Source organism: Euzebya sp. (genome assembly GCF_964222135.1).
In the GTDB taxonomy this organism is placed as follows: domain Bacteria; phylum Actinomycetota; class Nitriliruptoria; order Euzebyales; family Euzebyaceae; genus Euzebya.
In genome coordinates this window covers 1-24,538 of record NZ_CAXQBR010000075.1, presented here as the reverse complement: position 1 = coordinate 24,538, position 24,538 = coordinate 1, and the positions used below count along the sequence as shown (strand labels likewise).

Annotated in this window: 26 protein-coding genes, 1 tRNA gene and 1 pseudogene; 17 read left to right on the top strand and 11 right to left on the bottom strand. The window is 74.2% G+C overall.

Annotation, left to right across the window (positions count from 1 at the left end; translation table 11 throughout):
- Positions 1 to 60: 60 nt before the first annotated feature.
- The gene (gene add / locus ACEQ2X_RS16560) at positions 61 to 1,017 is read right to left on the bottom strand and encodes an adenosine deaminase (RefSeq protein WP_370326940.1); all 957 of its coding nucleotides are present in this window, start codon (positions 1,015 to 1,017) and stop codon (positions 61 to 63) included.
- A gap of 88 nt (positions 1,018 to 1,105) precedes the next feature.
- Between add and ACEQ2X_RS16555 the strand changes: the two genes are divergently transcribed.
- The 4 genes from ACEQ2X_RS16555 to ACEQ2X_RS16540 all read left to right on the top strand — a co-directional run bounded on the left by ACEQ2X_RS16555 (position 1,106) and on the right by ACEQ2X_RS16540 (position 3,984).
- Positions 1,106 to 1,231, top strand: coding sequence for a hypothetical protein (locus ACEQ2X_RS16555; RefSeq protein ID WP_372530571.1), 126 nt, complete (start codon positions 1,106 to 1,108; stop codon positions 1,229 to 1,231).
- A 54-nt stretch (positions 1,232 to 1,285) separates the two neighbouring features.
- Entirely contained in the window at positions 1,286 to 1,420 is a 135-nt protein-coding gene (locus tag ACEQ2X_RS16550; RefSeq protein ID WP_370326938.1) for a hypothetical protein, read from the top strand.
- Positions 1,421 to 1,430: 10 nt separating this feature from the next.
- Positions 1,431 to 2,186, top strand: coding sequence for a CDP-alcohol phosphatidyltransferase family protein (locus tag ACEQ2X_RS16545; RefSeq protein WP_370326937.1), 756 nt, complete (start codon positions 1,431 to 1,433; stop codon positions 2,184 to 2,186).
- A gap of 97 nt (positions 2,187 to 2,283) precedes the next feature.
- A complete protein-coding gene (locus ACEQ2X_RS16540) occupies positions 2,284 to 3,984 on the top strand; it encodes a cell wall-binding repeat-containing protein (protein WP_370326936.1) in 1,701 nt (566 codons plus the stop codon).
- On the opposite strand, the gene ACEQ2X_RS16535 is transcribed toward ACEQ2X_RS16540, so the two are convergent.
- Genes ACEQ2X_RS16535 through ACEQ2X_RS16515 form a run of 5 tightly spaced genes read right to left on the bottom strand, consistent with a single transcriptional unit; the run spans position 3,971 to position 9,788 of the window.
- Complete coding sequence (locus ACEQ2X_RS16535; protein WP_370326935.1) at positions 3,971 to 5,452, bottom strand: phytoene desaturase family protein; 1,482 nt, start codon at positions 5,450 to 5,452, stop codon at positions 3,971 to 3,973. The two genes, ACEQ2X_RS16540 and ACEQ2X_RS16535, sit on opposite strands and share 14 nt — an antisense overlap.
- Positions 5,452 to 6,579, bottom strand: coding sequence for a glycosyltransferase family 2 protein (locus ACEQ2X_RS16530; protein ID WP_370326934.1), 1,128 nt, complete (start codon positions 6,577 to 6,579; stop codon positions 5,452 to 5,454). Before ACEQ2X_RS16530 ends, ACEQ2X_RS16535 begins: the two co-directional genes overlap by 1 nt.
- Positions 6,580 to 6,599: 20 nt before the next feature.
- On the bottom strand, positions 6,600 to 7,439 hold the full coding sequence (locus ACEQ2X_RS16525; protein WP_370326933.1) for a carotenoid biosynthesis protein: 840 nt from the start codon (positions 7,437 to 7,439) through the stop codon (positions 6,600 to 6,602).
- Positions 7,436 to 9,064: a phytoene desaturase family protein gene (locus ACEQ2X_RS16520; RefSeq protein ID WP_370326932.1), complete on the bottom strand. Its 1,629-nt coding sequence runs from the start codon at positions 9,062 to 9,064 to the stop codon at positions 7,436 to 7,438. Before ACEQ2X_RS16520 ends, ACEQ2X_RS16525 begins: the two co-directional genes overlap by 4 nt.
- Positions 9,057 to 9,788 carry a monooxygenase gene (locus ACEQ2X_RS16515; protein WP_370326931.1) on the bottom strand — a complete coding sequence of 244 codons (732 nt, stop codon included), beginning with the start codon at positions 9,786 to 9,788 and terminating at the stop codon, positions 9,057 to 9,059. Before ACEQ2X_RS16515 ends, ACEQ2X_RS16520 begins: the two co-directional genes overlap by 8 nt.
- A gap of 126 nt (positions 9,789 to 9,914) precedes the next feature.
- On the opposite strand from ACEQ2X_RS16515, the gene ACEQ2X_RS16510 reads away from it, so the two are divergent.
- From ACEQ2X_RS16510 to ACEQ2X_RS16490, 5 genes are all read left to right on the top strand, one after another.
- Positions 9,915 to 11,135, top strand: a complete 1,221-nt coding sequence (locus ACEQ2X_RS16510; protein WP_370326930.1) for a sensor histidine kinase — start codon at positions 9,915 to 9,917, stop codon at positions 11,133 to 11,135.
- Positions 11,132 to 11,791, top strand: coding sequence for a response regulator (locus ACEQ2X_RS16505; RefSeq protein ID WP_370326929.1), 660 nt, complete (start codon positions 11,132 to 11,134; stop codon positions 11,789 to 11,791). The genes ACEQ2X_RS16510 and ACEQ2X_RS16505 overlap by 4 nt, the downstream gene beginning before the upstream one ends.
- Positions 11,792 to 11,915: 124 nt before the next feature.
- Positions 11,916 to 12,674 carry an ABC transporter ATP-binding protein gene (locus ACEQ2X_RS16500; RefSeq protein WP_370326928.1) on the top strand — a complete coding sequence of 253 codons (759 nt, stop codon included), beginning with the start codon at positions 11,916 to 11,918 and terminating at the stop codon, positions 12,672 to 12,674.
- 4 nt (positions 12,675 to 12,678) lie between these two features.
- Positions 12,679 to 15,198, top strand: a complete 2,520-nt coding sequence (locus ACEQ2X_RS16495) for an ABC transporter permease (protein ID WP_370326927.1) — start codon at positions 12,679 to 12,681, stop codon at positions 15,196 to 15,198.
- 31 nt (positions 15,199 to 15,229) lie between these two features.
- The gene (locus ACEQ2X_RS16490) at positions 15,230 to 16,009 is read left to right on the top strand and encodes a crotonase/enoyl-CoA hydratase family protein (protein ID WP_370326926.1); all 780 of its coding nucleotides are present in this window, start codon (positions 15,230 to 15,232) and stop codon (positions 16,007 to 16,009) included.
- Here ACEQ2X_RS16490 and ACEQ2X_RS16485 read toward each other — a convergent pair.
- The 4 genes from ACEQ2X_RS16485 to ACEQ2X_RS16470 form a co-directional block, all read right to left on the bottom strand.
- Positions 16,006 to 16,914 carry a ribokinase gene (locus ACEQ2X_RS16485; RefSeq protein WP_370326925.1) on the bottom strand — a complete coding sequence of 303 codons (909 nt, stop codon included), beginning with the start codon at positions 16,912 to 16,914 and terminating at the stop codon, positions 16,006 to 16,008. The genes ACEQ2X_RS16490 and ACEQ2X_RS16485 overlap by 4 nt on opposite strands.
- A gap of 66 nt (positions 16,915 to 16,980) precedes the next feature.
- The gene (locus ACEQ2X_RS16480; RefSeq protein WP_370326924.1) at positions 16,981 to 18,180 is read right to left on the bottom strand and encodes an ABC transporter ATP-binding protein; all 1,200 of its coding nucleotides are present in this window, start codon (positions 18,178 to 18,180) and stop codon (positions 16,981 to 16,983) included.
- 128 nt (positions 18,181 to 18,308) lie between these two features.
- Positions 18,309 to 18,584 carry a MoaD/ThiS family protein gene (locus tag ACEQ2X_RS16475; protein ID WP_370326923.1) on the bottom strand — a complete coding sequence of 92 codons (276 nt, stop codon included), beginning with the start codon at positions 18,582 to 18,584 and terminating at the stop codon, positions 18,309 to 18,311.
- A gap of 2 nt (positions 18,585 to 18,586) precedes the next feature.
- Complete coding sequence (locus ACEQ2X_RS16470; RefSeq protein WP_370326922.1) at positions 18,587 to 19,609, bottom strand: exo-alpha-sialidase; 1,023 nt, start codon at positions 19,607 to 19,609, stop codon at positions 18,587 to 18,589.
- Between the two features lie 199 nt (positions 19,610 to 19,808).
- On the opposite strand from ACEQ2X_RS16470, the gene ACEQ2X_RS16465 reads away from it, so the two are divergent.
- Positions 19,809 to 19,881 (top strand) — tRNA-Arg (locus ACEQ2X_RS16465).
- 249 nt (positions 19,882 to 20,130) lie between these two features.
- Positions 20,131 to 21,174 (top strand): tyrosine recombinase XerC, encoded by a 1,044-nt coding sequence (xerC, locus tag ACEQ2X_RS16460; RefSeq protein WP_370326921.1) that lies wholly within the window; start codon positions 20,131 to 20,133, stop codon positions 21,172 to 21,174.
- Here xerC and ACEQ2X_RS16455 read toward each other — a convergent pair.
- Positions 21,128 to 21,445: a helix-turn-helix domain-containing protein gene (locus ACEQ2X_RS16455; RefSeq protein ID WP_370326920.1), complete on the bottom strand. Its 318-nt coding sequence runs from the start codon at positions 21,443 to 21,445 to the stop codon at positions 21,128 to 21,130. The two genes, xerC and ACEQ2X_RS16455, sit on opposite strands and share 47 nt — an antisense overlap.
- An 80-nt stretch (positions 21,446 to 21,525) precedes the next feature.
- On the opposite strand from ACEQ2X_RS16455, the gene ACEQ2X_RS16450 reads away from it, so the two are divergent.
- The 6 genes and pseudogenes from ACEQ2X_RS16450 to ACEQ2X_RS16425 all read left to right on the top strand — a co-directional run.
- Positions 21,526 to 21,999: a hypothetical protein gene (locus ACEQ2X_RS16450; RefSeq protein ID WP_370326919.1), complete on the top strand. Its 474-nt coding sequence runs from the start codon at positions 21,526 to 21,528 to the stop codon at positions 21,997 to 21,999.
- Between the two features lie 79 nt (positions 22,000 to 22,078).
- Positions 22,079 to 22,525 carry a hypothetical protein gene (locus ACEQ2X_RS16445; protein WP_370326918.1) on the top strand — a complete coding sequence of 149 codons (447 nt, stop codon included), beginning with the start codon at positions 22,079 to 22,081 and terminating at the stop codon, positions 22,523 to 22,525.
- A 125-nt stretch (positions 22,526 to 22,650) separates the two neighbouring features.
- Positions 22,651 to 23,748 carry a hypothetical protein gene (locus ACEQ2X_RS16440; protein ID WP_370326917.1) on the top strand — a complete coding sequence of 366 codons (1,098 nt, stop codon included), beginning with the start codon at positions 22,651 to 22,653 and terminating at the stop codon, positions 23,746 to 23,748.
- 42 nt (positions 23,749 to 23,790) lie between these two features.
- Positions 23,791 to 23,970 (top strand): hypothetical protein, encoded by a 180-nt coding sequence (locus ACEQ2X_RS16435; RefSeq protein WP_370326916.1) that lies wholly within the window; start codon positions 23,791 to 23,793, stop codon positions 23,968 to 23,970.
- Positions 23,971 to 24,103: 133 nt separating this feature from the next.
- Positions 24,104 to 24,325 carry a ribbon-helix-helix protein, CopG family gene (locus ACEQ2X_RS16430; protein WP_370326915.1) on the top strand — a complete coding sequence of 74 codons (222 nt, stop codon included), beginning with the start codon at positions 24,104 to 24,106 and terminating at the stop codon, positions 24,323 to 24,325.
- Positions 24,316 to 24,538, top strand: a pseudogene (locus tag ACEQ2X_RS16425) (VapC toxin family PIN domain ribonuclease); the annotation flags it as partial. The gene ACEQ2X_RS16430 and the pseudogene ACEQ2X_RS16425, both read left to right, overlap by 10 nt.

The window sequence follows — 24,538 nt, the reverse complement described above, 5'->3', positions numbered from 1 at the left end:
GCTCCTGCACCGGCTGAGCGAAGGCCGGTGGGGTGGGAGGTCGGACGGCTCCGGCGGGTTCTACCAGCCGACCATCTCGGCGACCAACGCCGGCTCGGCCGCGCACGTCCGCAGGGCGTCCGCCCACAGCCGCTCCGGGGTGATGCCGTGCGCGGCGGCGATGGCGTGCTCCCGCCCGAGGTCGGTGCCGAACATCGCCGGGTCGTCGGTGCCGATGCTGACGGCGACGCCGGCGTCGGCCAGCACAGCCAGCGGGACCGCGTCGACGTCCCCGACCGCGCCGGTGCGGACGTTCGACGTCGGGCAGATGTCGAGGCCGATGCCGCGGGCTCGCAACTCCCCGACGAGCGCGGGGTCGCCGGCGGCGCCGATCCCGTGGCGGATCCGCCGCGGGTGGAGCACCTCGACCACCTCGCGGACGAGCGCCGGGCCCGTCACCTCGCCGGCGTGGGGCACCACGGCCAGGCCGCCCTCGCGCGCGATCGCGAACGCCCGGGCGTACGCCGAGGGGTCGGCGCGCGCCTCGTCCCCGCCGATGCCCAGCCCCACGATCCCCCGGTCGGCGTAGCGGACCGCCCACCGGGCGGTCTCCTCGGCGAGGTCGGGGTCGGCGGTCCAGAACAGGTCCGGGGTGAGCCTGACCGCCACGCCGTGCGCATCGAGTGCCTCGGCGGCGCCGGTGCAGTACCCCTCGAACAGGTCCTCGAACGGGACGCCGCGGATCACCCGCTCCGCCGGGCTGAAGATCGCCTCCACGTACCTCGCGCCGTGCCCGGCGGCCTGGGCCGCGTAGTCGAGCGTGATCTCGCGGAAGTCCTCAGCGGTCCGGAGGCAGTTCGTCGTGAGGTTCCAGACGTCGAGGAAGTGGGAGAAGTCGGTGAACGTGTAGAGGGCGGCGATCCCCTCGACGGTGTCAGCCGGGAGGGTCTGGCCGTTGCGGCGCGCGAGCCGCAGGAGCCGGGACGGCAGCACCGTCCCCTCGAGGTGGACGTGGAGCTCTGCGTGGGGGGTCGCCATGGCGCGCAGATGGTACGTGCGCCGCAGGGCGGCGCCGCCAGGCCACCCTCAGCGACGTCCCTTGCGCCCGACGACACCGCTGCGCCGCTTGGCGGCCCCCCCGCTGCGCCGCCGGGGGGTGCTCCGCCGTGCCGACGCGCGGCTGCGCGACCGCGAGGTGCGCGACCGGGAGCTGCGCGACCGCGAGGCGCTCGAGCGCCGCCGGGACCGGTAGCCGGTGCTGTGGGACGACGTCCCCCGACCGCTGCTGCGGGAGACGAGGATGACGATGAGCGCCACCACGACCAGTGCCACGACGAACCCCATCTGGGACCTCCTCGACCACGTCGGCGGCGGCACCGCCGATCCCGCCGGACTCTACGCCCGTCAGCGGGGTCCGCGGGAGGGGCGTCGCGGCCCGTAACCTCTGGGTCATGTCCGGGCTGGTGGCGCTCGCGGTCGTGGCGGTGCTCGGCGTCGCCCTCGTCGTCCTGGCGATCTCGACGGCACGCCCGCCCCGCGACCCCGTCCCGGACACCGAGGGGTACCTGGATCGCTGGCGTCCCCTGCACGGCGGCGTGGACCCGCGTGCCTCGGCACCGCTGCGGCGGTGGCTGGTGCTCGGGTACGCGGTCGCCCGTCCCCTGGCGCGTCGCGGCGTGCGGCCGGACGTGCTGACGCTGACCGGGGCGTGGCTGGCGTGCGCCGCGCTCGCCGCGGCGGCCGAGGGAGGCGCCTGGCAGGTCCTCGGGGGCGTACTGGTCGTGGTCAGCGGGCTGGCCGACACCCTCGACGGCGCGGTCGCCGCCGCCACCGACCGGACGAGCGCCTGGGGCTACGTGGTCGACTCGGTCACCGATCGGGTGACCGACGTGGTGCTGCTCCTGGCCCTCTGGGTGGTGGGTGCCCCGCCCTGGCTGGTCCTGCTCGCCGGCGTCACCGGCTGGCTGATCGAGTACGCGCGAGCGCGGGGTCGCAACGCCGGCGGCACCGAGGTGGGGACGATCACCGTCGGGGAGCGGGCCGTCCGGGTGATCGCCGTGGCCGTCGGGGTGCTGTTCGGGGCGGTCCTCCCCCCGTTGGAGGACCTCATCACGGCCGCTGCGGCTGCGGTGCTCGCCGTCGCCGGCGTCGTCGGCGTCGTCCAGGTGCTGGTCGCGATCCACCGCGACCTGTCGACGGCCCCCTGACGCACACGGGTTGTCCACACCCCCCGGTCGCGCGGTCTGCTGGGCGCTGCCTATCGTCTGCTGACACCGATCGACGTGGGTTGTGGAGGTACGAGAGATGAGATCGCTGTTGATCACGCTGCTGGTCCTGGCTGGCGTCCTGGCCGGCACCCCGGTCGCGGCACGGTCCCAGAGCGCCGACCTGACCGTCGACCTCACCGTCGTCGACGACGGATCCGACCCCCAGGTGGTGCGGGCCCGACTGACCAACCGCGGTCCTGACGACGCCGAGCACCCCATCCTGCGGGTGGCCGTCGAGCGCGGCGCGATCACCGCCCACACCGGCGATCCCCAGCCCGGGTCGCTCGCCGACGGGGTCGGGTGCGCGGCTGACGAGGCGCAGGTGTCGTGCAGCGTCGAGCACCTCGCCGCCAACACGTCGATGTCGATGGACGTCGCCGTGTCGGTCCGCGCCGGGACGTCCGTCCGGGCGGTCGCCGAGGCCGCCGGCACGCCGGATCCGCACCCCGGCGACGGGAACAGCGCGGAGGTCGCCCTCAGACCGCCGGCGGCCGACCTGGCCATCACCGACGTCGTCCTCCGGGACCCCGACGGCGGTGGTGACGTGGCTCTCGCGGCCGCGCGCGTCGTCGAGCTGCGGGCGACGGTCGTCCACCGCGGCGGCCGCGAGGCCGACGTCGATCTGGTGGTGGTGGGCGTCGACCGCCTCGACCACGACGGCTGCCATCCCGACGGGGCCGGCTGGCGCTGCCCGCTCGGCCGCGCCGCACCGGGGACGCAGCGCACGGTCGCGCTCCCGCTCGAGCGCCCGGAGCCCGGCGAGGACGCGCGCGCGGTGACCCTCACGGCGGTCGCGCAGGACCTCACCGACCCCGATCCGGCCGCCGCGACGACCACCGTCGACCTCGCGCCGCGCACCCCGGTCGCGGGGGAGGTCGTCCGCCACGCAGGCGGCGAGCGGATCGCCACGGCCGTCGCCGTCAGCCGGGCCCGCTTCGAGGCGGGCCCGGCCCGCGCGGTCGTGCTCGCCCGCGCCGACGCGCCCGCCGATGCGCTGGCGGGTGGACCCCTCGCCGCCGAGCTGTCCGCGCCGATCCTGCTGACCAGCCCCGGGGACCTGCCACCCGCCACGCTGGCCGAGATCGACCGGGTGCTCGATCGCGGCCGCACCGTGCACCTCCTCGGGGGCACCGCCGCGATCGGGGAGGCCGTGGCCGCCGCCCTCGAGGACGCCGGCTACGCCACGACCCGCGTGATGGGACCCAACCGGTACGCGACCGCCGTCGCGATCTACGAGGCCCTCGGACGTCCCCCCACCGTCGCCGCAGCCGACGGGGACGCCCACGCCGACGCGGTCGTGGCCGGCGCGGCCATGGCGGCGGCCGGGGGCGCGCTCGTGCTCACCGCCGGCGACCGGGTCCCGGACGAGCTCGCACCCCTCACCAGCCGCATCGACTGGGCGATCGGCGCGTCAGCGGCGGCGGCGCTGCCCGGCACGGCGGCCTTGTCGGGCTCGACGCCCGCGGGGACCAGCGTCGCGGTCGCCCGGGCGTTCGGCGCCGCACCGCGGGTCGTGGGGCTCGCGACGGCGGAGGCGTTCCCCGACGCCCTCGCCGGCGGACCGCTCGTGGCCGGTCTGGGTGCGCCGCTGCTGCTCAGCGACACCGACCGCCTCTCCGAAGCGGTGGCCGACTACCTGGCCGACACCACCACGGTCACCGCCGCCCACCTGCTGGGCGGGACGTCGGCGCTGTCCGCCGCCGTCGAGGACGCGGTCGCCGCACTCATCGCGCGCTGACCACCGCCCGCGCGACGATCTCGGCGCTGAGCAGCACCAGCGGCAGCCCCCCGCCCGGGTGGCTCGATCCGCCCACCAGGTGCAGGTCCTCCACCGGGCCGGCGTTCGGTGGCCTGAGGAACGCCGCCAGCGGCCCGTTGGACGACGAGCCGTAGATCGCCCCGCCGGGGGCGGCCGCCTCGCGGGCCAGCACCGACGGCGGCCGCTCCTCGGCGAGGACCACGCCGGGTCGGACGTCGATGCCGCGTGCGGCCATCAGCTCGAGGACGCGGTCGGCGTACCCGGCCGGGGGGGAGGCGACCTGGTCGGTCCGGGGGGCGTTCACCAGGACGAACCACGACTGGTGGCCGGGCGGCGCGACGGACGGGTCGTCGGGGACCGCGACGTAGATCGTCGGATCGGTCGCGTAGGCCGGGTGCCGTCCGAACAGCGCGTCGAACTCGGCGTCGTAGTCGCCACCGAACAGCACCGTGTGCCCGGGCATGGCGGCGGCACGTCCGCTGAGCCGGTCGGTCCGGACGCCGAGCAGGAGCACCCACCCGGCGAGGGAGCGGGGCGCGACCCGCAGGCGGCGGCGCAGCGGCCGGCCGACCGCCCGGGGCAGCAGGACATCGGCGACGACCGCGGCGTCGGCGTTCGCCACCACCGCGTCGGCGGGCCACTCCCGGCCGTCTGCGGTGACCACCCCGGTCGCGCGGCCCCCCCGCACGGTGATCGAGCTCACCGGCGTCGACGTGGCGATGTGCCCGCCGTGCGCCCGGACCCGGTCGGCCAGGACGTCGGCGATCCGACGGAGGCCGCCGGTGACGTACCACCCGCCCCACCGCCGCTCGGCGTAGGGGACGGTCACCAGGGCCGCCGGCGCACGCCGGGGGTCCGAGCCCGAGTAGGTCGCGTACCGGTCGAGCAGCACCCGGAGGCGCGGGTCGCTCAGGTACTCCCGGCCGAGGGAGCGGACGGTGCGGTGGGGCGCGACGGCCGCCAGGTCGCGCGGGTCGGCGGCGAGCGGCAGCAGGTCCCGCACGCCCCGCAGCGGCGAGCGGAGCACGGGATCGGCCGAGGCCCCCCAGACGTGGGCGGCGCGGGCCATCAGCGCCGCCCACTGGACGGCGGCACCGACCCCGATCACGGCGTCGAGCTCGGCGGCGAACCGGTCGTCGTCGGCGTGGGCGTCCAGCCACGTGCCGTCGGCGAAGCGGTACCGGGCGATCGGGTCCAGCCGGCGGAGGTCCAGCGCATCGACGGCCCCCGTGTCGCCGAGGACGTCCCGCACCGTCCACGGGAGGGTCACGAGGGAGGGTCCGGTGTCGAACCGGAACCCGTCGACCTCGCGGATGCCGAGCTTCCCGCCGACGACCGGCGCCTGCTCGAGCACCGCCACGTCCCACCCGGTCGCGGCCAGCCGCGCCGCGCACGCCAACCAGCCCACCCCCGCGCCGACCACCACGACCCGTGACCGCCCCGCCATCAGGGAACCGGCCTGCCCTTCCAGGACAGGGCCCCGAGGCGCTTGCGGCGCCACGACTCGCGGGTCAGGTGGGCGAGCACCAGGACGCTGACCGGGTGGGTCGGCGCGTCCCGCACGTGCCCACCGGTGCGCCACGCCGCGTGGGCCCGGCCGAGCACGGCGCCGACGTACCCGACGCCGCCGGCCAGCGCCAGATCCCGCCGGCGCGCGGCCAGCCCCACGACCAGGGCGAGGGGCGGCACCACGTACAGCAGCACCAGGCAGGCCAGCACCGCCACCGCGCCGGTCCGGCTGCCGAACGCCCGCCACAGCGACTTGGCGTACCCCTCACGCAGCTCGGCCCAGCCGTCGTACATCCGGCACGTCGCGTGCGGCGTCCCGTCCGCCATCCCCACGCGCAGTCCCGCCCGCTTGAAGGCGCGGGCCAGCGCGACGTCCTCGATCACCTCGCCGCGGACCCGGCCGTGCCCCCCCGCGGCGCGGTACGCGTCGGCGCGGCAGAGGATCAGCTGGCCGTTCCCCGCCGTCATCGACTCGTGCCGGCTGCGCTCGGCCAGGCGGAGCGGGAGGAACGTCAACCAGGACCACTGCAGGAGCGGCTGGACCAGGCGCTCGGCGGTCCCCTCGACGACCTGGCGCGGGTAGGGGCTCAGCAGGTCGACCTCCCCCTGGACCAGCATGTCGACGCAGGCGGCGAGCGCGCCGGGCTCCAGGCGCACGTCGGCGTCGAGGAAGACCAGCACCTCTCCGGTCGCCTCCGCCGCCAGCTGGGCGCAGGCGTGCGGCTTGCCGAGCCACCCGCGGGGGAGGGGGCGACCGGTGACCAGTCGGAAGCGGCGGTCGCCGTCGGCCACGCTGCGGGCGGTCACCGCCGTGTCGTCGGTCGACCCGTCGTCGAGGACGATCACCTCGAGGGCCACGCCTGCCTGGTCGAGCACCGACTCGAGCGTCGGGCCCAACCGGTCGCTCTCGTCCCGCGCGGGGATCAGCACCGAGACCGACGGCCGCAGCGCCTCAGGCGTCGCCGTGGCCGGGGTCTTGCGCAGCAGCCGCCAGTTCAGGACCGAGTGGACCGACAGCGCGGTCGCCGCGACGCCGGCGACCGCCACGACCGCGGTGGCCGGCACGACGGACCTCCGCGCAGCCGTCACGTCCCGTCCGGCCGGGTGCGGGTCCGCACCAGCGCGGCCACGACCACGACCCCCATCCCGACGCCGCCGTAGAGCGCCGACTGCGGCAGGTCGAAGAAGGCCGCGTGCGCCAGCGCCGACCCCGCCCAGGTCCACACGTACAGCGCGACCGGGACGCGGAGGTCGACCCGGTCGGGGGTCCACGCGCCCGTCAGGTGCCATGACGCCATCATCATGAGCCACGCCGTCCCCAGCCAGGCCGCGTAGTTCGTCGCGGGGATCCCGTCGAGCAGGTGCGGTCCCGCCGAGGACCACCGCCAGTACCCCTCGGCCACCATCTGCGGATCGAGGAACAGGTCCCAGGCCGCCAGCGCGATCGCGCCCACCGCGGTCCCGACCAGCCGGGACGACGCGGTCAGCCGCGCGACCACCAGCGCCGGGTAGCCGAGCATCGTCCAGGCCAGCGGGATCACCAGGGGGACCTCGCCGACGGTCGGGCCGAGGCGGGACTGGTCGTAGGCGTAGTCCCCGAACGGGAACCCCGTGGCGACGCCGAGCAGCTCGACGGCCAACCCGCCGCCCGCGAAGACCGCCCCGATGGCGACGCCGACCCTCCAGCCGTGGTGGACCACCGCGTGCGACAGCGACGCGGCGGAGAAGGCCACGACGGTCGCGATCGTCACCGCGTCCCGCGCCTGACCGCCGACGAGCGGGTAGACGACCTGGGCGGTGATCGCCGCGGCGGCCAGCACGACCGGCACCGCCCGCGCGGCCGGCCGGCCGCGTTCGGCGCGACCGTCGAGGACACGGGCGCGCACGGCGACCGGCGCGGTCGAGGGCCCGGTGCTGGCGGTCACGTGCGCCCCCCGACACGGCGGCGCACCGCCGACGCCGCGCGCCGCCAGGGCCTGGCCGCCCTCGCGCGGTCGCGGACCACGACCCTGGCGGCCGTCCGGCCGCTGGCGCCGAAGACGCCGCCGCCCGGGTGCGTGGACGCGCCGGTCAGGTACAACCCGTCGACCGGCATCCGGTAGCCCGACAGCTCCGGCATCGGCCGCCACGCGAACATCTGGTCGAGCGACATGTCCACGTGCATCACCTGCCCGTCCACCAGGCCGAGCTCGCGCTCGAGGTCGAGGGGGGTCTGGACGTAGGCGTGCTCGACCGTGCGGGCGAAGCCCGGGGCGGCGGCGTCGACGGCGTCGATGAGCTTCTGGCCCTCACGCTCGCGGATGGCGTCCCACGACTCGCCGGTCGACAGGCGGTAGGGGTGCCACTGGCCCCACACGGTCACGTTGTGCCGGCCCTCGGGGGCGATCGACGGATCGATCGCGGAGAACGCCATCGCCAGGGCGGCCGGCCGGGACGGCGGGCGTCCGGCGACGAAGTCCCCGTGCGCCTCGCGCAGGAACCGGCGTGAGGGGGCGAGGAGCTGCAGCGCGTGGTGCTCGGCGCCGCCGAGCGACCCCGGGTAGGACGGCAGGGCGGTGGTGCCGAGCCGCACCACCATCCCGATGCCGTTCCCCGTCCGGATCGTGCGGCGGGCCCGGTCGGCGAAGCCGTGCGGCAGCGCCTCGTCGCCGACGAGCCCCAGCGTGGTCAGGACGTGGCAGCCCGCCACGACGACGTCGGCGGCGATCCGCTCGCCGGACTCGGTCACCACCCCCCGCACCCGGCCGTCGCGCGCCACGATGCGCGCCGCGCCGTCGCCGAGACGGACGGTGCCGCCCAGCCGGCGGAGCCGCTCGGCGAGCGCGGTGCTGAGGGATCCCGACCCGCCGATGGCCCGTCCGGGCGCCAGGCGGTGCATGACCATGTTCCAGCCGACCAGGTCGGCGGTCGCGGGCTCGTGCGTCGGCGGTCCCGACTGCGCGCCCAGCCAGGCGAGCGCGGTCTTCAGCCGCTCGTCGCCGAAGTGCTCGTCGAGCAGGGCGTCGCCCGAGGTGAGGAACTGCCGGGACAGCTCCAGCCCGTCGAGGCCGGTCGCGCGCCCGACGCCGGCCATCCGCCGGCCGACGTTGCCGAGGGTGGGCGCCTCGCAGAACAGCTCGAAGATCCTGGCGTTGCGCTCGCCCCAGTCGGTCGCGAACGCGTGGTAGGCCGTGGCGTCGGCGTCGCCGCAGACCGCCGCGATCGAGTCGCAGGTGGCGTCGAGGTCCAGGTGGAACGCGATCGCCTGCGTCGCCGGACCGTCGGCGTCGGGGGACTCGGCGACCGGCGCGAAGCCCCAGGGGTCGAGGTCGACGTAGGCGAGTCCGCAGTCGGCCAGGTCGAGGTCCTCGATGATGCCGGTGTGCCGGACCATGATGTGGGCGCTCGACCCGACGTCCATCCGGTAGCCGTCGAAGCGGTCGACGGTCGACACCGCGCCGCCCACCACGTCGCGGCGCTCGACGACCTCGACGTCGAGTCCCTCGGCCGCCAGGTAGCAGGCGGCCACCAGGGCGTTGTGGCCGGCGCCGACCACCACGACATCACGCACGCAGATCTCCTCGTCCGGGGGCGGTCCCGACCGGGGAGGTGGTGGAGACCTGCGACACGGTTCCCCGCACCCCCAGCAGCGCGAACCTGGCGAACAGCTCCTCGCCGTACCAGTCCAGACGGGTGGTGTCGGCGATGGCCCGGCGGTGGGGGCCGCGCCGGTACGCGAACGCCTCGAGGTCGGCGGCAGCGCGCCACAGCGTGAGCGTGCCCTGCACCCCGATCGGGGCCTCGCCGATGCCGACGCGGAGCAGGGGCTGGGGGCCGGCCTCGAGGTCGGCGACCACCGGCGGCACGGCCCGCCAGAACGTCGCGGCCGTGCGGGGTCGCAACCGTGCGCGCGTCAGCGACACGACCGGGCCGTCCCAGCCCCGGAGGTCCTCACGAGCGGTGAACGGCTCCCGCCCGCTCCACCGCCCCCGCGTCCGCTGGCACGCGAGGTCGGCGCGCCACTCCTCCTCGGCGATGCGTCGCCACCCACGCGGCGTGCGGTGGGCCTCGAAGGCCACCGCGTCCTCCGCCCGCTGCCAGGCCGCCACCAGCCCCCAGGTGCGCGGGTCGGCGTCCCGCGGGCTCAACGTCCGCCCGTCCCCGGTGCCGAGCAGCTTGGAGAACGTCAGGCCGGGTGTGCCGCGCAGCAGCCAGCGGTCCGCGGCCATCCGCGCGACGGCGAGGGGCACCGCCGCGGTGGGGACGCGCCAGAGGTGCACCGTCACGTGGGACATCGCCCCGACGGTAGACGGCGGGGGGAGGGGCGGCCGACGTCGGCGGCATCCTCCTCGGGGATGACCGCGCACCCGCCGGCGGGAGGACGCCGGCCGGCCGGGGCAGGGGTACCGTCATCGTCGACCATGACCGACCGGGCATCCGCCGCACTCGACCGGATCCGCAGCTCGCCCCCCTGGCTGCAGGACCTCGTCCTCGCGATCGCGGTCAGCCAGGCCGACCTCGTGGCGGTGCTGTTCGGCAACCGGAGCCCCGGCCCGTGGGGCACGGCCCCGACCCCGGTGGCCATCGTGGCCGTGCTGCTCATCTCCCTGCCGCTGGTCTTCCGGCGCCAGAACCCGGATCTCACCATCATGCTGACGGGGTTCGGCGCCGGTCTCGCCGGGGCGTTCGGCATCCCCATCCAGGCCCTCGCCCCGCTGGTGGCGCTGTACACGGTGGCGGCGTACACGCCCCTCGCCGACACCGTGGTGGCCACCGGGATCTTCTTCGCCGTCACGACCGGCCTGGCGCTCAGCCAGGGGGGCATCGCGCTCCTCTACGCCAACACCCTGATCGTGCTGGGCGTGGCCATCATCGGCCGGATCGTCCAGGCCTACCGAGAGCAGACCGAGGAGCTCGCCGCCCACGCCGCGGAGCTCGAGCGCTCACGCGAGGAGCGGGCCTCCCTGGCCGTCCGCGCCGAGCGGAGCCGGATCGCGCGGGAGATGCACGACGTGCTCGCCCACTCCACCTCCGTCATGGTCGTGCAGGCCACCGGCGCGCGGCGCATGCTGCCCGCCAAGCCGGACCAGGCGGCGGCCGCGCTGCAGGTGATCGAGGACACCGGCCGGCAGTCCCTCGGCGAGCTCCGGCGGATGCTCGGCCTCCTCCGCGACGACGACGAGGTGGTGCCGCCCACACGCCCCCAGCCCGGCCTCGAGGACGTGACCGGGCTCGTCGAGGAGTTCCGGCTGGCCGGCCTGCAGGTCGAGCTGCGGGTGGTCGGCCACCTGCCGGCGGTCGACGTCGCGATCTCCCTCTCCGGCTACCGGATCGTGCAGGAGGCCCTGACCAACGTGCTCAAGCACGCCGCGGCGACCCGGACGATCGTCGAGCTGCGAGCTCGCGACGGCGCCCTCCACCTCGAGGTCCTCGACGACGGTGGCCGCGACCGGGGGCACCAGCCGGGTGGGCAGGGCGTCCGGATGGAGTCGGGTGGGTTCGGGCTGGTCGGAATGCGCGAGCGCGCTGCGCTGGTCGGCGGGCGGCTCGAGGCCGGTCCCCGGCCGGGCGGCGGCTACCGCGTCGCGGCGGTGCTGCCCCTGGACGACCACCCGAGCCCGGTCCCCGAGGTCGCGTCGTGATCCGGGTGCTCCTCGCCGACGACCAGGCGCTGATGCGCACCGGGTTCCGGATGATCCTCGACGGCGAGGACGACATCGAGGTGGTCGGCGAGGCCGGGGACGGGGAGGAGGCGGTGGCCGAGGCCCACAGGCTCCGGCCCGACGTGGTGCTGATGGACATCCGCATGCCGCGGCTCGACGGCGTCGCCGCGACCGAGCGCCTGGCCGGGCCGGACGTGACCGACCCGATCAGCGTCCTGATCCTCACGACGTTCGACCTGGACGAGTACGTCTACGGCGCCCTGCGCGCCGGTGCGAGCGGGTTCCTCCTGAAGGACGCCCCGCCCGAGGAGCTGGTCCACGCCATCCGGGTCTGCGCCGGCGGCGATGCGCTGCTCGCGCCCGCGGTCACCAAGCGGCTCATCGGCGAGTTCGCCGCCCGCCCGGAGACCCGTGAGCCGACCGGCGACGCCGCCCGCCTCACCGCCCGCGAGCGCGAGGTGCTGATCCTGATCGCGCGGGGGCTCAGCAACGGCGAGATCGCCGAGGAGCTGTTCGTCTCCGAGACCACCGTCAAGACCCACGTGGGTCGGGTGCTGTCGAAGCTGGGGCTGCGCGACCGCGTGCAGGCAGTCGTCTTCGCCTACGAGCAACGGCTGGTCCTGCCGGGGGAGTAAGGGGTCTCCCCCACGGGTCCTCCGCGGGGAGGAGACCGAGATCACGACCCCGGCGGATGTGCCCGGCCCCCCCGCCCGGCAAGGTTGACCCCCGACACCGATCAGCCCACGACAGGCACCGACGATGAGCTCCTCCACCCCAAGCAGCGCAACCACGACCGCGACGCGCCTCGCCGCGCGCGCGGTCGGCCTCGAGAAGGTCTACGGCCGCGGGGACACCGCGGTGCGCGCGCTCGACGGCGTGTCGGTCGACTTCGCCGCTGCGGAGTTCACCGCGGTCATGGGCCCGTCGGGCTCGGGGAAGTCGACGCTGATGCACTGCCTCGCGGCGCTGGACCAGCCCACCGCCGGGCAGGTCTTCGTCGGTGACACCGATCTGACCGGTCTGAGCGACCGGCAGCTCACCGTGCTCCGGCGCGAGCGGATCGGCTTCGTCTTCCAGGCCTTCAACCTGCTGCCGCAGCTGGACGCCCGGGAGAACATGCTCCTGCCCCTGCGGCTCGCGGGCGCGAAGCCGGACGACGCGTGGTTCGACACCGTGGTGACCACCGTGGGGCTGGGCGACCGCCTGGACCACCGGCCTGGCGAGCTGTCCGGCGGGCAGCAGCAGCGCGTCGCCGTGGCGCGGGCGCTGATCAGCCGCCCGGACATCGTCTTCGCCGACGAGCCGACCGGCAACCTCGACTCGACCAGCGGCGCGGAGGTCCTCGGCTTCATGCGCCGCAGCGTCGACGAGCACGGCCAGTCCATCGTCATGGTCACCCACGACCCGATGGCGGCCGGGTACGCCGACCGGATCGTGTTCCTGGCCGACGGCCACGTCGTCGACGAGATGCGGGAGCCCACCGCCGAGCGCGTGCTCGACCGCATGAAGGGGCTGTAGGCCCGTGTTCCGCACCACGCTGCGCAGCATCGCGGCGCACAAGCTGCGCCTCGCCGCCACCTCCCTCGCGATCATCGTCGGCGTCGCGTTCGTCACCGGCACCCTGATCCTCTCCGACACCCTCAACGCCACCTTCGACGAGCTGTTCGGGCAGACGACCGCCGGCATCGACATCGCCGTGCAGGGCCCGGAGGACACCACCGATCCGCTGACGGGCCTCCGCGACCCCCTGCCGGTCGAGGTCGCCGACGAGATCGCCGCCGTGGACGGGGTCTCGGCCGTCTCGCCGGAGGTCAGCGGCTTCGCGCAGCTGATCGGCGACGACGGCGAGCCCATCGGCGGGTTCGGCCCCCCGACCCTCGCCTTCAACGTCCCGCTGTCACCCGAGCTCGACACCGCCACCATCCGCGACGGTGCGTACCCCACCGGACCGGACGAGATCGCCATCGACGCCGGCACCGCGGCCACCAACGACTTCGCGGTCGGTGACACCGTCGGGCTGGTGGTCGAAGGCCCGGTCCAGCAGTACACGATCACCGGGACGTTCGGCTTCGGCGAGCTCGACAGCCTCGCCGGCGCCACCGCCGTCGTGTTCGACCCCGACACCGCCTTCTCCCTGTACGGCGACGGCGGCTACCACACCGTCTACGCCGCGGCTGAGGGCGGCGTGGACCCCGACGACCTGGCCGACGACATCGCCGCGGCCCTCGGCGACGGCGTCGACGTGCTGACCGGCGAGGAACTCGCCGACGACCAGGCCTCCGACATCTCCGAGGGGCTCGGCTTCTTCACCACCGGCCTGCTGGTCTTCGCCGGCGTGTCGCTGTTCGTGGGCGCGTTCCTGATCGCGAACACCTTCTCGATCATCCTCGCCCAGCGCACCCGCGAGCTCGCGCTGCTCCGCGCCGTCGGGGCATCCCGGCGCCAGATCCTCGGCTCGGTCCTCGGCGAGGCGCTCGCCACCGGGCTGGTCGGCTCCGTGCTCGGGTTCGGCCTCGGCGCCGCGCTCGCCGTCGGGCTCTTCGCGCTGCTCGACGCCTTCGGCATCGCCCTCCCCCAGGGTGACCTCGTCATCGCGCCGGCCACCTTCGTGGTCGCGATCCTCCTCGGCACGGTGCTGACCGCGGTCGTCGCGGTCGTCCCCGCCGCCCGCGCGACCCGCATCCCCCCGGTCGCCGCGCTGCAGGCCGTCGCCGCCCCGCCGCCCAAGCGCTACAGCGTCCTGCGCTACGCCGCCGGCGGCGTGGTCTTCGCCCTCGGCGTGGCCGGACTGGCCCTCACCCTGACCCAGGGCACCGGCATCCTCGCCGTCGGTGTCGCCGCGGTCATCACCCTCCTCGGGGCGGCATCCCTCGCGCCCCTGGTCACCAAGCCGCTCCTCGGCATCCTCGGCGTGCCCCTGTCCGCCCGGGGGATCCAGGGGCAGCTCGCGACCGAGAACGCCCGCCGCAACCCGCGGCGCACCGCCGCCACCGCGTCGGCGCTGATGATCGGCCTGGCGCTGGTCGCCTTCATGGCGATCCTGGCGGAGTCCTTCACCCGGTCCGCCACCGCGTCCATCGAGGAGTCGTTCGCCGGCGACTTCCAGGTCAACCCCGCCGGCTTCTTCACCGGTCAGGGCGGGCCCGGCCCGCAGCTCGAGGAGGACGTCGCAGCCGTCGCCGGGGTCCAGACCGTCGCCGTCCAGCAGTTCGGGCAGGTCGAGATCGACGGCGAGGACACGTTCGTCGCCGGCTTCGACCCCGAGGAGATCGACGAGGTCCTGACCCTCGACGTGCTCGAGGGAGGGGCGGACGGCCTCCTCGCCACCGGCCTGGCCGTGTCGGACGACGTGGCCGACCGCGAGGACGTGGCCGTCGGCGACACCATCGAGATCATCGTCGACGGCGAGGCGGTGGCCCTCGAGCTGGGTGCGGTCTACGAGACGTCGCCGGTGGCCAGCGGCTGGGTGGTCGACGCCAGCCAGGTCCCCGGTCTCGCCTTCGGCGCGATGATGGTCGAGCTGGATGACGACGCCGACGCGACGGCCGTCCGCCCCGAGGTCGAGGCCGTGCTGGAGGCCTACCCGACCCTCGAGCTCCGCGACGTGACGGAGGTCCAGGAGCTCATCACCGGCCAGATCAACCAGCTGCTCGGGGTGGTGAGCGCGCTCCTCGCCCTCAGCGTGATCGTCGCGCTGTTCGGGATCGTCAACACCCTCGGCCTCAGCGTCTTCGAGCGCACCCGCGAGCTGGGCCTGCTCCGCGCCGTCGGGGCGACCCGCAGCCAGGTCCGGTCGATGATCCGCTGGGAGTCGGTCTTGATCGCGCTGCTGGGCGCCATCTTCGGCCTGGTCCTGGGCGTGCTGTTCGCCTGGCTGGTCGTGACCGCGCTGGCGGACGAGGCGCCCCTCGACCTCGCGTTCCCGCTGGGGTGGCTGGTCACCGGTCTGATCGCCTCCGCGATCGCCGGGGTGCTGGCGGCGATCCTGCCAGCCCGCCGAGCCTCCCGGGTCGACGTCCTGCGGGCGATCGAGGCGACGTAGGAGGGGGGCGGCGGAGGTAGCCTGCCGCCCCATGATCAACGTCGACATCGACGGCCCCATCACGATCGTGGAGATCGACCGGCCGGAGAGCCGGAACGCGATCGACGGGCCGACCGCGGATGCCCTGCGGCAGGCGTTCGCCACCTTCGACGCCGACGAGCGGCAGCTCGTGGCGGTGCACACCGGAGCCGGTGAGCACTTCTGCGCCGGTGCCGATCTGGCGGCCTTCGCCGAGGGCGGGGACCGCGCCCTGACCATCCAGGCGCCCCCCGCCCCGGGGCCGCTCGGGATCAGCCGCATGCGGCTCTCCAAGCCGGTCATCGCCGCCGTGGAGGGCTACGCGGTGGCCGGCGGGCTGGAGCTCGCCATCTGGGCCGACCTCCGCGTCGCCGCCGAGTCCGCGGTCTTCGGCGTGTTCTGCCGCCGCTTCGGCGTCCCCCTCGTGGATCTGGGGGCGGTCAGGCTGCCGCGGCTCGTCGGCCACTCACACGCCATGGACATGATCCTGACCGGACGGCCCGTCGACGCCGAGGAGGCCAAGGCGATGGGGCTCGCCAACCGCGTGGTGCCCGACGGCCAGGCCCGCGGCGCCGCCGTGGAGCTGGCCCGGACCATCGCGTCGTTCCCGCAGCGCACCATGCGGTCGGACCGGCAGGTCGCGATCGAGCAGTGGGACCTCGACGACGAGCGCTGGCACATGCGCGAGTACCTCCTCGGCCGCAACGTGCTCCTGTCGGGAGAGGCGGACGAGGGCGCCAGCCGCTTCGTCGCCGGCGCCGGCCGGCACGGGCACTTCGAGGAGACCGACTAGTCGGACCCCGCCGCGTCGAGCAGGGCCTCGACGTCCGCGCGGGTCGGCAGCGCCGGCTCCGCCCCTCTGATCGTCGTCGCGTGCGCGCCTGCGGCGGTCGCGAACCGCAGCGCGTCGGCGTACCCCTGCCCCTCCGCCAGGGCGATGGCGAGCGCGGCGTTGAACGAGTCGCCGGCTGCGGTGGCGTCGATCGCCTCCACGCCCGGCGGGGCGACCGCACCGGACCGCGACCCGTCGGCCCACGCCGCCCCGCGAGCGCCGAGGGTGACGACGGCGGCGCGCTGGTCGGTGACCAGCGCGCGGGCAGCCGCCTCGCCGTCGAGGTCCGCCGCGTCGCGGCCGAGCAGCGCGGCGGCCTCCACCTCGTTGGGGGTGATGACCGTCGCGGTGGTCGCCAGCTCGTCGGAGATGTCGTGCACCGGCGCGGGGTTCAGGACGACCCGCCCGCCCCTCGACCGGACCGCCCGTGCCGCGGCCAGGCTGACCGGCGCCTGGATCTCACCCTGCAGCAGCAGCGCGTCGCAGTCGGGCAGGTCGGCGGCGACCGCCGCGTCGAGCTGGCGGTTCGCGCCCTGGTACTGCACGAACCCGACGTCGCCGTCGGGGGTGACCAGCGGGACCGCCACCGCGGTGGCGACGCCGTCGAGGACCACCACGCGGGAGGCGTCGACCCCCTCGGCGTCGAGGGCCGTGAGGAACGCGCGGCCGAAGTCGTCGTCCCCGACCGCGCCGACCATGACCACCTCCGCCCCCATGCGCGCCGCGGCGACGGCCTGGTTGTAGCCCTTGCCGCCCCGGTAGCGGCCGAACGCCGTGGCCAGGATCACCTCCCCCGGCCCGGGCACCGCCGGCACGTCGAAGGCCAGGTCCATCACGAGCGAGCCGACCACCAGGATCCGGGTCATGTGGGCCTCCTCATGCGCGCGCCGACCCGGTGCGGGTCGGCGCGTCGCGGGATGAGACGGTGCGGGTCAGCGCAGCGCGGCGCCCGTCTCGAGGTCGAAGAAGTGCATCGACTCGGTCTTGAAGCCGACGTCGACGGTCTCGTGGATCGCCGGCGGCTTGCCGGGCTCGAAGCGCGCGACGATGGTCGCGCCGCCGGCCGCGGCCTGCTCCTGCAGCGCCTCGAACGCCTCGTCGTCGTCGACGGCCTCGCGGACGTCGTCGCTGATGACGTGGCGCGCGTCGGTCTTCAGGTGCACCAGCATCTCGGCGCCCAGCATCTCGACCAGCTCCACGCGCAGCTGGCGCCACACCATGTCGTCGGGCACGTCGCCGCTGGCCTGGATGAAGTGCTCGGGCCGCATGCCGATCGCGACGCGCTTGCCGGCGTAGTCGCGGACGCGCGGGTAGGCGTCGATCGCGGCGTCGTGGATCTTCATGCGGTTCGCGGGGTCGATCTGGACGTACAGCGTCCCGCCCTCGTCGACGACCTCCGCGTCCGCGATGTTCATCGACGGCGAGCCGATGAAGCCGGCGACGAACAGGTTGTCCGGGTGGTCGTAGAGCTTCTGCGGCGCGTCGGCCTGCTGCAGCACCCCGCGCTTGAGGACGGCCACGCGGTCGCCCATCGTCATGGCCTCGACCTGGTCGTGGGTCACGTAGAGCGTGGTGACGCCCAGGCGGTTCTGCAGCGCGGCGATCTCGGCGCGCATCTGGACGCGCAGCTTGGCGTCGAGGTTCGACAGCGGCTCGTCCATCAGGAAGGCCTTGGGGGACCGGACGATCGCGCGGCCCATGGCGACGCGCTGGCGCTGGCCGCCGGAGAGGGCCTTCGGCTTGCGGTGCAGGTACTCGGTCAGGCCGAGGACCTCGGCGGCGTCCTTGACCCGCTTGTCGATCTCGTCCTGGGGGACCTTCGACAGCTTGAGGGCGAAGCCCATGTTGTCCGCGACGCTCATGTGCGGGTACAGCGCGTAGGACTGGAACACCATCGCGATGTCCCGCTCCTTCGGGGACAGGTCGTTGACGACCTGGTCACCGATGATCATCTGGCCGCTGGTGATGGACTCGAGGCCCGCGACCATGCGGAGGGCGGTCGACTTCCCGCAGCCGGACGGGCCGACGAGGATGACGAACTCGCCGTCCTCGATCTCGAGGGAGAGGTCGAAGATGGCCTGGAAGCCGTCCGGGTAGACCTTGTTGACGTTGTCGAACACCACTCGTGCCATCTGGGGTTCACCCTCCGGTCGCTGACCCTGCAGTGGCGTGCATGGTCGCTGACCGGGTGGCGGTGCGCAACCACTTTGGCTGCAAGCGCTTACATGCGGTGGTGGCGGTGTGGGTGGCGGGCGCCCGGTCAACCCCCGGACACGGCGGGCATGATGACCAGCTCGTCGTCCTCGGCGAACGCGGCGTCCATCGCCGCCTCACCGACCGGCTCGTCGTGGTGGACGCACAGCACGTGGCGGCGCCAGCGGCCGGCGGAGTCGAACAGGTGCACCATGAGCGCCGGGTGCTGCCGGCACAGGTCGGTGAGGGCCTCGCGGATCGTCGCGCCGTCGACGTCGACGCGCCGGACGCCGCCGATCGCCGGGGTGAGGACCGACGGGAGCAGCACCGCGCCGCGGGCCACCGCTACAGCACCGCCACGGCGTCGATGCGCGGGAAGGTGCCGGGCAGGCGGGTCCAGTGGTCGCCGGCGTCCTCGGTCGCCCAGATCTGCCCGCCGGTTGTGCCGATGACGACCCCGCCGTCGCCGTCGGTGGCCATCGCGCCGCGGAGCACCGAGTCGTACGTGGCGGCCTCGGGCCAGCCCTCGCCCGACCGGTGCCAGGTGTCCCCGGCGTCGGTGGAGCGCCAGACCGCGAAGTCGCCATCCACGGGGGTGCGGTCGACGTCGGCGTCCAGGGGGACGATGAAGAGCGACCCCGACGCCGCGTCCCTGCCGATGGGGAAGCCGAAGTTGGCGGGCAGGCCCTGCTCGATCCGCTCCCAGGAGTCCGCGCCGTCGGTCGAGCGGAACACGCCCATGTGGTTCTGCATCCACAGCAGGTCGGGGTTGCCCGGGTCGGCCACCAGCGCGTGGACGCACGACCCCACCTCCGGCGCCTCGCCGCCGGGGACCGCGATCCCGAGCCCGGTGTTGCGCGGGATGAACGTCGCACCGGCGTCGTCGGAGCGGAACACGCCGACGGCGGAGGCGGCCGCCCACACGCGGTCGCCGTCGAGCAGGATCCGGTGGGTGCACAGGCCGCCGGCGCCCGGCTCCCACCGCGGTCGGGTCGGGTGGCCGTTGAAGGCCTCGACGGGCTGCCAGGACCGCCCGTGGTCGTCGGAGGTGAACAGGCCGGCCTGCGCCACCCCGCACCACACCCGGCCGTCGGGTGCAGTCGTGAAGGTCCAGATCTGCTCGAGGTCCGGGCCGTCCTCGGGGTAGGCGGGCCCGTCGACGACCTGGGTCCACTCGACGAGGTCCGGGCTCGTGTGGACCGACGGGCCGAACCAGCCGCTCGCCGCGCCGGCGAGGTAGGTCCCGTCCGCGGCCTTGCCGAACGCGGTCACCCGCCAGCCGGGGAACAGCTGCTCCACGGACCACGCCCCGCCGTCGTCGGTGAGCAGGTAGGCGCCCTTCTCGGTGCCGATCGCCAGGGTCGTCATCGTCCCGCCTCATCGTGGGATGTCGAACGGGCGCACGCTACCGCGGCGGGGGAGGGGCGGGGATCGGGTTCGTGCATCGCTGCTCCTGTACGTCGGGTCACGCCGTTGGGACGTGGCGGGTCCGCAGATGTCATCGGCTCGCTCGGCCCCACCCCCCGGCGCCGCCTACGATGTCGACCCCGCCGCACCACGCGGCCGAGCCCCCGTAGCTCAGGGGATAGAGCGTCGGTTTCCTAAACCGTGCGTCGCAGGTTCGAATCCTGCCGGGGGCGCTCGCGACGGGCCTCCGGCCCGTGGGTCAGTCGCGCTGCGCGCTCCTTCCAACTCGCGAGCGCCTGCGGCGCTGTTCTCCCCAATGGGGGCTCCGCCCCCCTTTCGAACCCCCCTCCATTGCGCCTGGGGACCGGGAGGGGCCCGACCGGGTCGCCACGATCGATCTCAGTCCGGATCCCGCGACAGGCAAGCGCCGTCGTCGCACGCGCGTCGCCGACACCCGGGCGGAGGCGCGCCGGAAGCTAAAGGTGCTGCAGGCCGAGCTGGAGGCGCACGGCGAGCGACTGGCCGAGCCGGACCTGACGTTGGCGGCGTACCTGGAGCAGACGTGGCTGCCGCGGCTGGAGGCCCGAGCCGCGCGCGGGGAGATCCGGCCGCAGACCGCCGACCTGTACGCCCAGCGGGCGCGGACCTGGGTCATCCCGACCATCGGGCAGGTGAAGCTGCGCGACCTGCGTCCCCGGCACGTCGAGATGCTGCTGGACGCGGTGACGCGCGCGGGCCGCAAGCCGGGCACGGCCAACCGGAGCAAGGCCGTCCTGTCCCTCGCGCTCGGCGACGCCCGCCGCGCGGGGTTCCCGGTCACCAACGTCGCCGCGGACGTGCGGTCCCTACCCGAGCGGAGAGGTGAGCCGGTCGTGGCCACGCCCGAGCGGGCCCGTCACCTGCTGGACCTGGTCGCCGACGACCAGTTCGGCATCGCGGTCGTGCTGATGGCCGTCCTCGGCCTGCGGGTGGGAGAGGCGCTGGGTCTGGCGTGGTCCGACGTGGACCTCGACGGCCCGACGGTGCGCATCCGTCGCCAGGCGCGCCGCTACGGGGGGAGGATGACGTTCCCGGACGTGAAGTCCGCGGCCAGCCGGCGGATGATCGTGCTCCCCGAGGTCGTGGTCGAGGCGCTCGTGGCCCATCGTGGGCGGCAGGCGGCGGCGCGGGCGACCGCACCGGTGTGGACCGACCCCGAACCGGGGCCGCTGGTGGTCACGTCCGCGGTTGGGACGGCGGTGGAGGTGGGGAACCTTCGACGGTGGTGGGTCGATGTCCGTGAGGGGGCCGCCCTGCCGGGAATGCGGCTGCACGACCTGCGGCACTCCGCGGCCACCTTCGCCCTCGCGGCTGGCGCGTCGGTGCGTGAGGTCGCCGACCTGCTGGGGCATGCGGATGGCGGCGCGTTGGTGCTGTCGCGCTACGGCCATGTGCTGGACGAGCGGCGCCGGCTGAACGCGGCCAGGCTGAACCGGGTGTTCACGCAGGAGGGCGGGGCTGGTGGAGCGGTGCCGTCTGAGACCTGACCCAGTCGTCGAGGGCGGACTCGGGGACCCGGATGGCCGAGCCGAGCCGGATCACCGGGAACTCACCCCGCTGGATCATCCCGTACACCGTCGACTCCGCACACGACAGCCGCTCGGCGACCTCGGACACCTTCAAGCCGCGCTGGGTCGTCGATGCGTGGAGCACCTGTTCGGCGGCGCGGGCAGATGCCTCGGCGACCAGCACTTCGAGCTCGTCGGTGCTGAGGACCGCCACGCGTGTGACGGGTTCGCTGCCGGCCGGGACGTCCATGCAGGGTTGGACGGGGGAGGAGGCGAGGTTGTGTCAACGAAGTTGGAACGGACGCGCCCCGATGGGCGTCGGAGGTGGTGATGGGCATCCCCCGGCAGCTGATCGGTCTCGTCGTCGCGCTGGCGATCGCCGGCGCAGGCTGCGCTGATCCATCGGGCGGCGGGACGGTCGTCGACGCCGCAGCGGATGGCCGCTTCGAGTTCGTGGAGCTCGACGAGGTGCAGATCTGGCGGAGCGCCCAACCGAGCACGGCTGGCCTCGACGCGCTGGTGCGGGGGACGGTGGAGTACGACGAGGCGTGCGGGGCCGTGCTCCACGACGAGGAGGTCGACGTGCGCTACCCGGTGGTGTGGCCCCACGGCACCGGGCTCGTCGGGACGGACCCGTTGACGCTGGAGCTGTCGGACGGGAGGACCGTGACGGTGGGTGACGTGGTGTCCGGGGGTGGCGGGTACCACCCGGACCTGGCCCTCGTGGACGACGCCTGCGCCCCCACGGGGGAGACGGCGGTCTTCAACGCGTCCGGAGCGGTCGAGGTGACGATGACTGGGTGACGCGTCGGGCTGCGCGTTCCTACGGCGCGGGCGGAGACGTCGCGTGGCCTGCGCACCGGTGGTCCAGGCTGTGGGCATCGTGGGTGCCAGCATCGAGATCTTCCACCCCGGCTGGATGATCGGTGACGGTGAACCCGTCCCGACGCCAGGCGAGGTGTGGACCGCCATGGTCGAGGTGCAACGACGCGGGGCCACCACCCCGAGCGACTGGCACCCTCACGTCGAGGCCGCGTCGGTCGACGGCGAGGCGGAGTTCGAGGCTGTGCCGCCGTGGTCGGCGACGTACCGGTTCACGTGCTCCGCGGTGGCCGTGGTCCGTCACTGGACGATCTTGGACTGCGACGGCTTGCACCTCGCCATCCCCGGTTCCTTCCCCGGCGGGGTCACCGGCACGGGTCGCTTCGTCCACGACACCTACTTCGTCACACCGGACGTGCGCGACGTCCTCCGTTCCCCGTTCCTCGTGGACCGGGTCCGGACCGAAGGAGAGAACCTGATCGTCACTGGACAGCCGGTGATGCGCTGACGTCCACCAGAGATGTCGTCCTTGGAGCGCTGCAACCGCTCCCGCAGCGCGTCCCGAGCGCGGATCAGCTCCCCTCGGGATGGATGCCATCTGGCATGATCCGTGGCGGCGGCGAGGTGGGAGGGATGTCCATGGAGGGTTGGACTCGAGCGCGGCTGATCCCGGTGAAGGGGATCGGATCGGACCGTGAGGCAGAGGAACGTGCGACGTCGGCGTTGCTCGCCGTGGTCGGTGTCGTCCGACCGCTCTCCGTCGAGCTGTTCAGTCCCATGGGGGCGTCGCGGGCTGCACGTGCCCAGGTCGACACCTTCACCGAGGTGATCTTCGACCACGACGGCCGCAAGATCCGCCCCGACGGGCTCGTGCAGATCAGCTACGCCAAGAACACCTGGACCGCGCTGATCGAGGTCAAGACCGGCACGAACGCTCTCGAGGCCGAGCAGATCCAGACCTACATCAAGCTCGCCCGCGCCAACCGCTTCAACGCCGTCGTGACCATCTCCAACGAGATCGCCCCCGCCCCGGGCATCCATCCCACCCCCGGCGCCCAGCCGCGGTCGAACTCCACCGTCGCGCTGCACCACATCTCCTGGACCCAGCTGATCGCCACAGCGGTCCGGCTCAAGGAGCACACCGGCGTCGAGGACGTCGAGCAGCGCTGGATCCTCGAGGAGCTCATCCGCTACCTCGAGCACCGGTCATCGGGCGCGCTGTCGTTCAACGACATGGGCGGCTCCTGGGTCGCAGTCCGCAGCGCGGCACGGGACGGGACCCTGGCCCGCCAGAGCGGCGATGTCGCCGAGGTCTGCAGCCGCTGGGACCAGCTCATCCGCTACGTCGCCCTGACCATGGGGGCGGAGATCGGGCACGACGTCCACCAGGTCCTCGCGGCGAGCCACCGGAGCGACGCCAAGGCACGCGCCGACGCGCTCAGTCGGACCCTCATCGACCACGGCACGCTGGATGCGGCGCTGCGTATCCCGAACACCACCGGTGATCTCGAGATCCATGCCGACCTGAAGGCCCGGCAGCTGACGTGCACGACCACGATCAAGGCGGCGGAGGACAAGGGGGCGCGCGGCCGGGTGGGCTGGGTCACTCGCCAGCTCAAGGACGCGCCCGATCAGCTGTGCATCGAATCTCGCGCACATCGTGCCAAGTCCGGACCCATGACCACCCTGGCGGAAGCGCGCGAGGACTCGGCGCGCCTGGTCGATGATTAGAAGCGCGAGCCCGCCCAGTTCATCCTGATCCAGAGGTACCCGATGGGTGCGGGCCGCAAGGCCGGCGGCACCGCCAAGCAGCAGGGCTTCATCGACAGCGTCGAGCACGCCATCACCCACTTCTACGACACCGTGCTCTCCCGGCTCACCGCCTGGCAGCCCAAGCCCTCGCCCCGCACGTCGGTGCCGGAACCTCCAGACGATCAGGACTTCAACGTCTGAGATCAGCCGCTCTCGGAGGTCTGGGAACCGGGTAGCCACCAGCCGGTGCGTCCACCCCATCCTGATCGACGATGGACTTCTTCACCCTGGCGCGTGACGCGATATCATGCGCTATCGACGAGGGGGCCATCGGATGTCAGACGTGCTGATCAGGGACGTGCCCGACGAGGTCGTCTCCGCCATCGATGCCCGCGCGAAGCGGATGGGGATCTCGCGGACCGAGTACCTCCGGCGAGCCCTCATCCGTGACGCCCGGGTCACCGTCGGAGCCGTCAGCGTCGATGACCTCCGCGCGTTCAGCGAGCGCCACAGGGACCTTGATGATCCCGACATCATGCGGTCTGCCTGGTCGTGACCGAATGGCTCGCCGACAAGTCCGCACTCGTGCGCCTCGGTGAGAGTCCGGACGCCCAGGCGTGGGCTGACCGCATCCAGCGTGGTCTGGTGCACGTGACCACGATCACCCGCCTGGAGGTCGGCTTCTCCGCCCGCTCCGGCGCGGACCTGCGCACCGGGTGGCGGACCCCGCCGCTGGCTGCCATGTCAGTGCAGTTCCTGACCCCGGCCA